The organism is Halobacillus sp. 12SKB, assembly GCF_052941655.1.
Window position 1 is genome coordinate 3,191,605 of record NZ_JBRFWR010000001.1, and the last position, 13,057, is coordinate 3,204,661.

A 13,057-nucleotide genomic window follows, 5' to 3' on the forward strand; every position below is an offset into this window, starting at 1 on the left:
ATGACTTTCATTGACAGAAGAAAAGGCTGGCTCTCACCAGCCCTTTCTGAAAGTTGTTACATTGAATCTAAGAATGTTTGAAGATCTTCACGTGTGCTTGGCACTTCAACTTCGCCATTGACGATTTTCTCTTTCCACTCTTCAACAGCAGAAACGATTTCTTCTGTCATCGCTTCCTCGTTCGTGCGAGCAATGCTGATCGCATCATCAGCAAGACCAAACTCAAGAACTTCCCCTCCAGGGAACTCTCCGTTCATTGCTTGATTTGCTACTTCTTGAACAGCTATGTCTACACGTTTAACCATGGAAGTAAGTGTTACGTTGGAGTCACCGATCTGACCTTCTTCGTGTTGGTCACGGTCGACACCAATGACCCATACCTCTTCATCAGGGTTACTGTTCTTGATGTCTTTCGCTTGTGCGAATACACCGTTACCTGTACCACCGGAAGCATGGTAAATGACATCAATATCTTTAGAGTACATGTTGGATGCGATCGCTTGTCCCTTTTGGGAATCGTTAAAGCTCTCTGCATACTCTACTTCAACTTCAATCTCAGGGTTCACAGATTTAACACCTGCAACGAATCCTGCTTCGAACTTGTTAATCAAGCTTCCATCTACCCCACCAATAAAGCCGACTTTATCCGTGTTCGTCTTGTTTGCTGCAGCTACTCCTGCAAGGAATGACCCCTGGTGTTCTTTAAACACGATACTAGCTACGTTATCTCCTTCTTGGACGGAGTCAACAAGAGCGAAGTTCGTATCTGGATATTGCTCAGAAACTTCAGCGATTGCCGGTTGAAGAAGGTATCCGATTCCATAAATCAAATTGTAGTCCTGGCGTACAAGGCGGTTTAGGTTTGTTGCGTAATCGGCATCACTCTCAGATTGAGCGTAATCGATTCCCTCACCTTTGCTCATTCCATTCTCTTCACCGAAAGCCTGCAGGCCTTCCCAAGCGGATTGGTTGAATGACTTATCATCAACCCCGCCCACATCTGTAACCATAGCTACAGAAAAATCGCTGTTTTCTGCTCCAGAAGATTCTTCACTGCCAGAGTCATCACTGCTGCTTCCACTGGTTTCTTCCTCTCCTCCAGAAGAACCACAAGCTGCTAAGAACACACCAAAAGTTAATAGAAATACTAGAACCATAAGAAAACGACTTTTCAACAAAACGATTACCCCCTAATTGTTTAGTATGAAATGAATCAAAATCCAGCAGATTTCAAGTATCTATGACCAGCCTCACCTCCCTAAAATGAATCTGTCACACTTTTGTAAGCCCTTACACTCTTTTTCTTAGTACGTGGAAGCTGAACTTATCAGCCCGGAAGTAATTGGAGGAAAGTAACATCGGTACATCATCCTGAGAGTAATGCATTTGTCTCAAAAGTAAGAGAGCCTGGTCGGGTTCGCAATTCAGAATCGGAGAAATCCTTTCATGAAAGCCGATTGGTTCAATGTGGGTAACCGCATAACCGATGGTTTTCCCTGTATAACGCTCTAAAACATTAAATAATGAATCCGCTTCTCTAATTTGATCAATCGGGAGTAAACCTTCCGGAATTTTATCTGTACAATAAACCACTGGCTGCTCGTCGGCTGTTCGGACGCGCTCGACCTTCGCAATACTATGTACTTCCAGTGGAGAGAATCGTTTACGATCTTCTTCTGTCGGTTCGATAAGCTCCGCAGACAGGTACTGAGACCCAGGGGTCATACCTGATTTCGCAATCATGCCTGTTACACTATCTAATTCTTCAATTCCTGATGTAAACAGAGGTTTTGGATTAACAAAAGTACCCACCCCATGCCTTCGGGTAACCACACCTTCTTCTTCTAAAATTCTCAATGCTTCCCTGAGCGTCGCCCTGGAAACACCAAGGGACTTGGAAAGTTGGAATTCGGATGGTAACTTTTGCTTTTCTAAAAAGATACCGTTTTCAATATCTCGTTTAATTTGCTCGATCACCTGTAAATAAAGATGTCGAGTGTCTTGTCTGATGGACATCACTTTCACCCCAAGTCTATTGAACTATCGTCTAGAGATCTGACCTCTGACGTTCGACACATCACATTTTGACAATAATATAACACTATTCGATAAATAAATAAATAGAATTAGGACATTTTTATGAATTTTGACTCATTTCTATGAAAACGTTTGATAGATTTAGATCAGCATTCCATGAATGTAAAATAACTACATTTATAATAGAATAGCTCCCGTTTGTTGAAGACTCAGTTTCGAGACTTTTGTTGAGTGGATGGGGCTGCGGGGAATAGCTCGCTTTCCGCGGGAGCGCGGTGAGCCTCCTCGGACTGCGTCCTGTGGGGTCTCACCCTGCACTTTTTTCCCGCAGGAGTCTCCCCATTCCCCTCCGCCCCTTTTCCATATAAGATTCACGAAACCATTACTAAAAGGTCAGCTTGTATGATTATGGGAAGTGGATTATAAAACACCTCCCCAGCACGTAAAAGCTTGATCCAGAGCGCTTTATACCTCTAACAGTTGGATAATGGAAGAGCATTTAACTTTGTACAGGGGTTCGTTTCTCCCTTTCATCGAAAGGGGTGGTTGGGAAGCTGGGAGACTCCCGCGGGAATGGATTGGCTGGCAAGACCCCACAGTGCGAAGCACGAGGAGGCTTGCCGTCATCCCCGCAGGAAAGCGAGTAGCTTCCCAGCCACCCCTGGCGCTCAACGAGATAACGAACCCCGAAACATCTCGAAACTGAGTCTTCCACAATCCTGCCAGCTTGTTTAATAAGTAAATCAGAAAGCTTCGTCCATGTCTTTATTGAAACACACAAAAAAGGATCCACCCGATTAGGATGGATCCTTTTAAGATTTATGAAGTATGTTGTTCTTCTGCTTGTTGTGAAACAAGAACAGCACGTGGTTTACTTCCTTCATAAGGTCCGACGATGCCGTTGTCTTCCATGGCATCGATCAAACGGGCTGCTCTCGTATATCCGACGCGGAAACGTCTTTGTATCATAGAAACACTGGCACTTTGCATTTCGATAACCATTTGGACCGCATCAGGATAGAGGTCATCATCCACTTCCTGCTTCACTTCATTTTCCTCTTCAGGAATCATCTCTTCCTGGTACTGCGCTTTTTGCTGCTCCACACAGAAATTGACGATTCTCTCTACTTCCTCATCGGATAAGAAAGCGCCTTGTACCCTTGTCGGCTTGTTTGAGCCGACTGGTGTAAACAGCATGTCCCCTCTTCCCAAAAGCTTTTCCGCTCCTCCAGAGTCCAAGATCGTTCTTGAATCGGTCTGCGAAGATACACTAAAAGCAATTCTTGATGGAATGTTTGCCTTGATGACACCTGTGATGACATCTACAGAAGGACGCTGAGTAGCGATAATCAAATGGATGCCGGCAGCTCGGGCCATTTGGGCAAGGCGGGTAATGGCATCTTCCACTTCATTTGAAGCGACCATCATTAAGTCTGCAAGTTCATCTACAAGGACAACAATGTATGGAAGCTGTGGCTGTTCGTCTTCATTTTCCTGGTTATGCTTTTTGATATATTCATTGTAGCTTTCGATATTTCTTGTACCTGTATCTGAAAAGAGGTCGTATCTTCGTTCCATTTCAGATACTACTTTCTTCAATGCGCGTGAAGCTTTCTTAGGATCTGTGACAACCGGAGCTAAAAGGTGCGGAATGCCGTTATAGACATTCAATTCAACCTTCTTCGGATCAATCATCATCATTTTCACTTCATGGGGCTTTGCTCTCATTAGAATACTCGTGATGATTCCGTTAATACAAACACTTTTACCACTTCCGGTCGCACCTGCGACAAGCAAGTGAGGCATTTTATTTAATTCTGACATAACAGCCTCACCAGAAATGTCTCTCCCCAGAGCAAAGCTTAATTTGGCATCCGGTTTTGATTTGCCCGTTTCCAACACTTCACGTAAAGAGACCATGGATACTTCCTGGTTCGGCACTTCGATTCCGACCGCTGATTTTCCTGGAATAGGCGCTTCAATGCGGATATCCTTCGCCGCCAGTGCTAAGGCAAGGTCATCATTCAAGTTTACAATTTTACTGACTTTCACCCCTACATCTGGGTACACTTCATATTTTGTTACCGACGGACCGACATGGACTTTTGTCACTTTCGCTTTTACACCAAAACTTTGGAACGTCTTTTCAAGCTTCCTCACGGTCGCCTGAATGTGAGAACGCCCCTGACTTTGCGGAGTGGAAGTTGGTTCGTCCAATAACTCAAGGCTCGGTAACTGGTAATCCAGGTTTTCAAGCTCAGCTGTTGGCATCGATTTTTCAATGTTTACTTCATCGACATCCTGCTGCTCCACCGTACCATTTTCTTTCGATTTATCCGTTTCTTCAGAAGCATAAGCAGTATCAGTAAAGTCTTGTATGATCGGCTCTTGGTTCTGCTCTTCTACCTGATCATTAGACGTATCATTTAATTCATAAACCACTGTGTCTTCTTCCTGCTCTTCCAATGCCTGCTTTTTCTTTTCTGCTTTTTGTTCTTTCTGATCCTTCATCTTTTGTACTTGTTCTGTGCTCATTTCCTTTACTTTTCGTCCAAGCTTAGCAAAGAGCTCACCTATGGATTTTTCACTGACGAAAATCACACCGATAATAAATAGGAAAAAAGACAAAATTGCTGCCCCAGCTTTCGCGAAAAGGTAATAGCTGATGGAAAGAAGGATCGCACCCGTTAACCCTCCGCCAATGCTGTAAAAAGGAAGTTCTCCCCTCATCATTCCTGTGATTCTGTCCCAGGTCATAGCGAAAATCGAACCTTCGCCAGTCCCAAGCTCAGCAGAAAGTGTTTCAAGATGTGTGAACAAGAGTAAAGCCGTAACTATGGTGTACACGCCTAATAGACGTTTATGTAAAAAAACAGGCCACTTTCTCTTTACCATCAAATACACACCAACAATTAAAAAGAACAAGGAGGCGATAAAGTACCATACACCAAACAAGAACTGCCAGAACCTCTCCAAACCTCCTGGAACCGCTCCATCACTGATAGCAGAAGCCCCGCTCCCAATGACAGCAATAAAGAGGAAGAATAGCCCTATAAGTTCAAACCTCAAATGGCTTTTCATATTTGATTGCTTTTTCTTCTTTTTTCTTTTCCTAGCCATGGTCTTTCCTCCCCATATGTAAAACTAAAACGAGAAAAATGCCGATGGTTCCTTCAATATTCATGAAGAAATACAGCACCGGCATCCAGTCACTCATTTATTCTATTATACCATAGCCATCTACAATGTTACGAGTCCAACCATTGTCCTGGTTGAAGATCTGGATCCATGTAATGAGAAGGGTCTGTCGACAGAACTTGCATAATCTGCTTTTTTCCATCAGCAGATTTACGACACATTAACGGACAATTGTTATGTTCATGATACACGACCGACATTTCTTCTTCCATTGGGAAAATATCATGTTCACTTAAGGGTGTGTATAGAATGGTCATTGAACCACCTGCTGCTCAGAACCTTTACTCTGCTCTATGAGCTCGTTCAATTTTGACATGGCTTCTTTCACACCGCCAACAGCATCAATAAGACCATGATCCACGGCTTGCTGACCGACCACATTCGTTCCGATATCACGGGTGAGATTCCCTTTATCAAACATGAGTTCCTTGAATTTATCTTCAGCTACATTAGAATGCCTCGTTACAAAGCTGATGACACGATCCTGCATTTTATCCATGTATTCAAACGTCTGAGGGACACCAATAACAAGACCCGTCATACGGATCGGATGAATCGTCATCGTCGCCGTTTCGACAATAAACGAATAGTCCGCAGAGACAGCAATAGGAACACCGATGGAGTGTCCACCCCCTAATACAATGGATACTGTCGGTTTGGAAAGGGAAGAAATCATTTCAGAGATAGCAAGTCCAGCCTCAACGTCCCCCCCAACTGTATTTAACAGGACGACCAAGCCTTCAATTTTAGGGTTTTGTTCAATCGCAATCAATTGAGGGATTAAATGCTCATACTTCGTTGTCTTATTTTGTGATGGCAGCTGAACATGCCCTTCCACCTGCCCGATGATCGGCAGCACATGGATATTGGAATCAGCCGGCTGTGGGACATTGCTTTGTCCTAGCTGCTGAATTTTGTCAACGAGAGAGGATTGCGATTTGGATTGATCTTTTTCTTTGGAATCGTCTTTCATGGATCGATCTCCTTTCGCTCTTTTCCCGTAGTATGACTCAAAAGATGTGAAACATACTTTCAACATGAAGCTCATGATTACTTTCTTCATAAATCCCTCATAGAAATCGTTATTAAAGTATTTGGCAGGATTGTGGAAGACTTGATTTCGAGATGTTTGTGTGGATTTAGGGGCTCCGGGAAAAGGTTCGCTTTCCGTGGGCGAGTGATGAGCCTCCTCGAGCTAACGCTCTGCGGGGTCTCATCTACCACGCACTTCCCACAGGAGTCTCACCGTTTCCCTCCGCCCTTGGCCGTATGAGTGTCTCGAAACCACTTCTAGAAGATGCAGATATTCAGCTTGATGGGAGTATAAGGATAAAACTCCCATGCCTAGGTATTTGAATCCCGGAAGCTTGATACAGGGCGCTTTATGCTTATAACAGTAGGTTAGTGGAAGACAATCCAAATTGGTAAAGGGGTCGTTTGTCACATCGAATGGGGTGGTTGGGAAGCTGCGAGACTCCCGCGGGAATGGATTGGCTGGCGAGACCCCACAGAGCGGAGCTCGAGGAGGCTTGCCGTCATCCCCGCAGGAAAGCGAGTGGCTTCCCAACCACCCCTGACGCTCAACCCCCGTAACGAACACTGAAACATCTCGAAACTGAGTCTTCAAGAAAAGGGAGCTTATCTATAATAGTCCAATAAAAAACCAGGGCGATCTGCCCTGGCTTAGGTAATTTGTTGGAAACAGTCTACAATGACTGCTTCTTCGTCTTTTGTTAAAGGAACCAATGGGAGTCTTACTCCACCGGTTTCAAGTCCATGGATTTTCAAAGCTGCTTTTACAGGAGCTGGGGAAGGAGCGCTGAACATCGCATTGAACACTGGCAACAGCCTTCGATGGAGATCTCCTGCTTTTTTCCATTTACCTTCTTCAAAAAGGGAGAGCATCGTTTGCATCTGATTTCCTATGACATGAGAGGAAACCGATATAATGCCGTTAGCACCTACAGCGTATGCTGGAAGGGTCAGATGATCATCTCCACTGTAAATGGAAAAGTGCTCATCTGTGAATGCACGAATTTTGGCCATTCCTTCCAGGTCCCCGGTGGCTTCTTTTAAAGATACAATGTTTTCGATCTTAGAAAGCTCCATGATGGTTTCTGGTTGGATTCGTACGACCGATCTCCCTGGAACATTATAAATCATCACCGGAAGCTTTACGGATCCTGCAATGGTTTTGAAATGTTGATAAAGTCCATCTTGATTCGGTTTATTGTAGTAAGGGGCAACAAGCATGATGGCATCTACCCCTGTAGCTTCCGCTCTTTTTGATAACTTTATGGATGATTCTGTGCTGTTACTCCCTGTTCCTGCAATAACAGGTACACGTCCGTTGACTGTTTTCACGACATGACTCCATAAGCTTACTTTTTCATCAGCCGTCAGTGTCGGAGATTCCCCCGTCGTTCCAGCAATGACAAGTCCGTCGCTTCCATTTTTTAATAAATATTCGACCAGCTCAGTCGTTTTATCGAAATCAATCTCACCATGCCGATCAAACGGAGTCACCATGGCTGTTAAAACCTTTCCGAAGTTCATGTGAGTTGTTCCCCTTTCTTAGGTGCTTTGCTCAATCGGAAAGTTTTATGGAGAGCGTTGACCGCTTCTATAAGATCATCTTCCTTGACCAGTACCCAAATCGTCGTATGGGAATCAGCGGATTGGAGAATCTGAATACCCCGATCAGTCAGGGTTTGAACAATTTCTGCTGTTACCCCGGGAATGCCAGTAATACCAGCTCCGACCGTAGAAACTTTTGCACAGCCTTTTCTTACTTCTGGTTCATAACCGAGTTCCTCGAGAATTTGTATCGCTTTGTCTGTATACATGTGGTTGATGGTGTAAAGGACACCGCTCGGAGATATATTAATGAAGTCTACGGATATATTGGCGGAAGCCATGGATTTAAATACGTCGGATTGTAGTTTGGAAGGATCTTCTTTTGATTGGACTTTGATTTGTGAGAGGCCATCCATATGAGCGATCCCAGTTACGGTTCGTTCAGAAATGTCTCTTCCTGTTCGATCTTCTTTTGTGCCTGTCACCAGCGTACCTGGAAGATCAGAGTATGTGGAGCGTACACGGATGGGGACCTTCGCATACATGGCAATTTCTACAGCCCTCGGGTGGATGACTTTTGCTCCTTGGTATGCCAAGTTGCAAATCTCATTGTACGTGATGGTGTTCAGAGGTCTCGCTTCTTGCACCAATCGTGGATCTGCGGTCATGATTCCTTCTACATCTGTGAAAATATCGATATAATCTGACTGTAAAGCCGCTCCTAAAGCAGCAGCTGTTGTGTCACTGCCTCCGCGACCAATCGTTGTCATATCTCCTTGAATGGTCTGACCTTGAAACCCTGCAACGACAACGACTTCATGTTTTTTCAGTTCTTCTAAAATCCTGCCAGGGTTTACTTGAGTAATTTTAGCTTTAGTAAAATCTCCATTGGTCATAATCCCAGCTTGTGCTCCTGTTAACGATACAGCGTTTACACCAGCCAGGTTCAACTCATGGGCAAAAACGATCGAAGAAATCGTCTCCCCGCATGACATCATCAAATCCTGCTCTCTTAGCGAAACGTTTGTTTTCGGAAAGTCAATTAACCCAAGCAACGTGTCTGTTGCATATGGACTACCTTTTCTCCCCATAGCTGAAACGGTAACGACGACTTTATATCCTTCTCTCAAGCCGTTTTTAACATGGTGGATGGCCCGGGACCGACTCTTCTGGTCCCGGACGGACGTTCCACCGAACTTTTGTACAAGTAGCTTCATTTGGCCACCTCAACTCAATAAAAGTTTACAGCCACTCATTCGCAATTAAGCGTTCTGCAATTTGCACGGAATTCCATGCTGCACCTTTTAACAAGTTATCTGATACAACCCATAAATGGAATCCTTTCTCTTCATCGAGATCTTTTCTAATTCTGCCGACAAAAACATCTCGCTTTTCAGCCGCACTTAATGGTGTCGGGTATGTTTGGGTAGCAGGATCATCTTCGAGAACGATTCCAGGCGCTTCATTCATCAACTGTTTGACTTCTTCAACCGTAATCCCTTCTTTTTCTACTTCAATATATACACTCTCCGCGTGAGATGTGAAAAAAGGAAGGCGTACACAAGTAGCAGCAACAGAAAGATCCGGTGCATGCATGATCTTTTTCGTTTCATTGATCATTTTCATTTCCTCGAATGTATAACCATTATCCTGAAAGACATCAATTTGTGGCAACGCGTTAAATGCGATCGGATAGTGTTTTTTATCTCCTTTTACTGGTAGGAGATTAGCCTCAAGCTCTTCGCCATTCAAAAAGGATTGAGATTGTTCTCGCAGTTCCTCGGCAGCGTCATTTCCAGCTCCAGAAACAGCTTGGTATGTTGAAACGATGACACGGTTCATGCCGTAAGCTTTACGAACCGGTTCAAGAGCTGCCACCATTTGAATGGTGGAACAGTTTGGATTGGCAATGATTCCTTTATGTTCCTTGATATCTGCTTCGTTAACTTCAGGTACCACAAGAGGTACACCTTCTGTCATACGGAAAGCACTCGTGTTATCGATGACAACCGCTCCATGCTTCACAGCTTCCGGAGCCAGCTTCTTAGATATAGACCCTTCAGCAGAAAACAGAGCAATATCTATATCTTTGAAGCTTTCAGGTGTCGCTTCTTCCAGCGTGTATTCTTCACCATTGAACACCATTTTCGATCCTGCAGATCGACTGGATGAGAGTAGCTTTAAGGTACCAACAGGAAAATTCCGATCTTCCAAAGTCTCCAGCATCTTTTGTCCGACGGCCCCAGTCGCCCCGACGACGGCTACATTATATTTTTTAGTTTCACTCATATTCGGCATCCTCTCTTGTATATCATTTGTAAGAATAGTAAGACATGTCACTATTTTTGTTATTTTATCATATTTACAAGAACACCTGGTATGAAAAAAAGAATTAATTCGGATACCTTTCAATTAATACAGGTTGACGTTGCTTTCCTTCGAGAGCTGCTTCGATCGTTTCTGGGATCAATGTCATATCCGCTACCAATGAATTCGGCTTTTGGAAAGGATGGTCCTGACCTAAAGGTACAAAGTAAATGTTTTTCGTTGCCATTAGACGCATGATGTTCACACCATTCAATCCGAGAGCATCATTCGTTGATACGGCCAAGACAACTGGACTTTCATTTCTCAAGGTAGCCTTAGCAGCCATCAACACTGGGGAGTCCGTGAGCGCATTTGCGAATTTACTCGTCGAGTTACCCGTAAGTGGGGCAATAAGCATACAGTCCAATGGACGTTTAGGTCCAAGAGGTTCTGCATCAGGAATCGTCAAAATCGGTTCTTCACCTGTGATTTCTTTTATTTTTTCTAAATGTTCAGATGCATCCCCAAAACGGGTATCTGTCTTTTGAACAGTGTAGGATAAAACAGGAACCACGGTTGCCCCGAGGTCTACGAGCTCCTGCATGACAGGAAAAACCTCATGGTACGTACAATGGGATCCAGTTAACCCGAATCCGATTACTTTCCCTTTTAACTTAGACATCATTCATTCTCCTTTCGTGAACCTTCCTGAACAATTCGAGACACAACATCTGCTATGATTCTCCCTGCCGTTTTTGGAGCTACAATTCCAGGCAGACCTGGGGCCAGTAGTGCTTTGATTCCACGTTTATCTGCATAGCGAAAATCTGTTCCTCCCGGTTTGGATGCAAGATCCAAAATCATCGCATGTGAGGGCAACTGTTTAATTACAGAGGCGTCCACCACCAGGTGTGGGACGGTATTCAGTAAGATGTCACATGACATATCTTCATTCACTAAGTCATTCATATCAATCGGTTCCAGCCCCATTTCATAAACTCTTGCCGCTGCTTTTGAAGAACGGACCCCAACAGATACTTTGGCACCAAGGTGGTCAAACGTGCGAGCAAGACTCATCCCTACCCTCCCAAGACCAAGCACAATGACTTTAGATCCGTGAATCGTAAAGTCGGTATGTTGAATGGTCAACATAAGAGTCCCTTCAACGGTAGGAATAGAATTATAAATGGCAACATCATCCCGATCCATTAAGGGGATGAGTGTACGATTGGTTTTAGCAGCTAAATCTTTTAAGTGATCATTGGCGATTCCAGAAAACACTTGGCAATGGTCAGGTGTCTTTTTCAACCATTCTTCAGACAAGTGGATGAGCTGGTTGGAGAAGATTCCTTCAATCTTCCCCTCCGAATCCGTTCCTGGTACAGGAAGGATGATGGCATCCAATTTTTCTACCTGCTCGCTGTCGAAGTCAAGGTCGATGGCTTCTCTAAAGCTTTCGTTCAGTTGGTCGAACCCAGCCAAATAGACGGTGGCATCCCACTCATTCAACCTACGAATAAGTTCGATTTGCCGGGCATCGCCCCCTATGACTGCTACATGATATCCTGTTAGCATCCCGGATGTCTCCTTTATCTAGTATCTTATCTCCTTGTATCCTATGCCGGAATGCGGAGTTAGTGATTTCGATTAGCAAACAAAAAACACTGCAGATCAGTCTGCAGTGTTCATCGTTTTTTTAAGAGGATCGTTTCCTCACCAATGGTTTCAATTTGACTCCAATCGATCGTCATTTCTTTTCTGGAAGATCCGAAACCAATAAATCCCTGATTCATGATGACCAATGACTTGATCACTCCAGAATCAGGATCAATGATCAAGTCCGCTTTTCCCAGAATTCCTAATTTCTCCCCGTTCTCTACATCAATCACTTGTTTTTGAGCCAAAGATTTCATTCTCACTAGGGCTACTCTCCTTCTTCTCTATCTCTCTTCACTCAATAATTTTTGCAGTGAAGACAGTTTGTACCCTTTATCTTTAATTTGTTGAATTAATACTGGAAGGCTTTCTACTGTCACCTCGGTCGGATGCATAAGGATGGTGGCACCATTATGAACCTTGTTCATGACCCTTGTGATCAGGACATCCGTAGTTGGCTTTTTCCAATCGATTGTATCCACTGTCCACAATATGGTTTCCATATCCATTTCATCGGCCGCTTCCACAGTAGCCGTATTAAAGCTGCCGGACGGAGGAGCGAAATATTTCACTTTTTCCTTAGTCAAGGCGAATAATAGCTCATCCGCCTGTTCTAAATTTGCTTTTGCCTGTTCCTTTGTCATTCTACCCATGTCCTTATGCCTGTACCCATGACTGCCGATCGTATGTCCTTCCTCTTCGATCATCTGCACGAGGTGCGTAAAATCATTCGCAAAGGCTCCATCAATAAAGAAAGTCGCTTTTACTTGGTGTTCGTTTAAAATCTCCACCATGTCTGGAATGTATTCTTCACCCCAGGAGACGTTAATTAGAAAAGAAACGGCTTCTTTATCCGGATGACCTCTATATATAGGAGAAGCCGGTAAGTCCTCTAAAGAAACCTCAGGCTTGATCAATTTATAAACATACAATTCAGGATTATACTCGCCATGTTTTTGCATTTTCTTATAAGAGGCTTCGACATCTACTTTCCGACCAACAATCCCCGGTGTCTTTTTCCATACTGAATCAATCTTCGCATCCTGTGCTTCCCATTCGAATTCTTCTTTTTCAGCCTGGATTTTTTGGTAGATGGTATCTTCTTTATTAACGGTAACGACATGGTCTGCAGTAAAAAAAGCCATGCCAAACCCTATAAAAAAACAGAGATTAACGCTGAATAATACGATGAATCTGAAGCTCATGGACCATCACCCCTATCCCATTCTATGGGGCATGTCCTCTTTCTAGACCAAATTATGGACTACTCTCTATTCCCAAT

The 13,057-nt window shown here is 43.9% G+C and carries 12 protein-coding genes; all 12 read right to left on the reverse strand.

Annotation, left to right across the window (positions count from 1 at the left end; all coding sequences use genetic code 11):
- Positions 1–56 precede the first annotated feature (56 nt).
- Positions 57–1,178, reverse strand: coding sequence for a BMP family lipoprotein (locus tag ACQ4XT_RS15920; RefSeq protein WP_446854523.1), 1,122 nt, complete (start codon positions 1,176–1,178; stop codon positions 57–59).
- A gap of 112 nt (positions 1,179–1,290) precedes the next feature.
- Complete coding sequence (locus tag ACQ4XT_RS15925) at positions 1,291–2,016, reverse strand: GntR family transcriptional regulator (RefSeq protein ID WP_220583204.1); 726 nt, start codon at positions 2,014–2,016, stop codon at positions 1,291–1,293.
- 840 nt (positions 2,017–2,856) lie between these two features.
- Positions 2,857–5,157 carry a DNA translocase FtsK gene (locus ACQ4XT_RS15930; protein WP_446854524.1) on the reverse strand — a complete coding sequence of 767 codons (2,301 nt, stop codon included), beginning with the start codon at positions 5,155–5,157 and terminating at the stop codon, positions 2,857–2,859.
- Between the two features lie 128 nt (positions 5,158–5,285).
- Positions 5,286–5,492 (reverse strand): YlzJ-like family protein, encoded by a 207-nt coding sequence (locus ACQ4XT_RS15935; protein ID WP_220583206.1) that lies wholly within the window; start codon positions 5,490–5,492, stop codon positions 5,286–5,288.
- The gene (locus ACQ4XT_RS15940) at positions 5,489–6,208 is read right to left on the reverse strand and encodes a ClpP family protease (protein WP_446855709.1); all 720 of its coding nucleotides are present in this window, start codon (positions 6,206–6,208) and stop codon (positions 5,489–5,491) included. The genes ACQ4XT_RS15935 and ACQ4XT_RS15940 overlap by 4 nt, the downstream gene beginning before the upstream one ends.
- A 710-nt stretch (positions 6,209–6,918) precedes the next feature.
- Entirely contained in the window at positions 6,919–7,791 is an 873-nt protein-coding gene (gene dapA / locus ACQ4XT_RS15945; RefSeq protein WP_446854525.1) for a 4-hydroxy-tetrahydrodipicolinate synthase, read from the reverse strand.
- Positions 7,788–9,029 carry an aspartate kinase gene (dapG, locus tag ACQ4XT_RS15950; RefSeq protein WP_446854526.1) on the reverse strand — a complete coding sequence of 414 codons (1,242 nt, stop codon included), beginning with the start codon at positions 9,027–9,029 and terminating at the stop codon, positions 7,788–7,790. Before dapG ends, dapA begins: the two co-directional genes overlap by 4 nt.
- A gap of 25 nt (positions 9,030–9,054) precedes the next feature.
- The gene (gene asd / locus ACQ4XT_RS15955; RefSeq protein WP_446854527.1) at positions 9,055–10,101 is read right to left on the reverse strand and encodes an aspartate-semialdehyde dehydrogenase; all 1,047 of its coding nucleotides are present in this window, start codon (positions 10,099–10,101) and stop codon (positions 9,055–9,057) included.
- 103 nt (positions 10,102–10,204) lie between these two features.
- A complete protein-coding gene (locus ACQ4XT_RS15960) occupies positions 10,205–10,804 on the reverse strand; it encodes a dipicolinate synthase subunit B (RefSeq protein WP_446854528.1) in 600 nt (199 codons plus the stop codon).
- Positions 10,801–11,694 carry a dipicolinic acid synthetase subunit A gene (gene dpaA, locus ACQ4XT_RS15965; RefSeq protein ID WP_446854529.1) on the reverse strand — a complete coding sequence of 298 codons (894 nt, stop codon included), beginning with the start codon at positions 11,692–11,694 and terminating at the stop codon, positions 10,801–10,803. Before dpaA ends, ACQ4XT_RS15960 begins: the two co-directional genes overlap by 4 nt.
- Before the next feature lie 110 nt (positions 11,695–11,804).
- Positions 11,805–12,032, reverse strand: coding sequence for a YlmC/YmxH family sporulation protein (locus tag ACQ4XT_RS15970; protein WP_446854530.1), 228 nt, complete (start codon positions 12,030–12,032; stop codon positions 11,805–11,807).
- A 27-nt stretch (positions 12,033–12,059) separates the two neighbouring features.
- Positions 12,060–12,980: a polysaccharide deacetylase family protein gene (locus ACQ4XT_RS15975; protein WP_446854531.1), complete on the reverse strand. Its 921-nt coding sequence runs from the start codon at positions 12,978–12,980 to the stop codon at positions 12,060–12,062.
- Positions 12,981–13,057 lie beyond the last annotated feature (77 nt).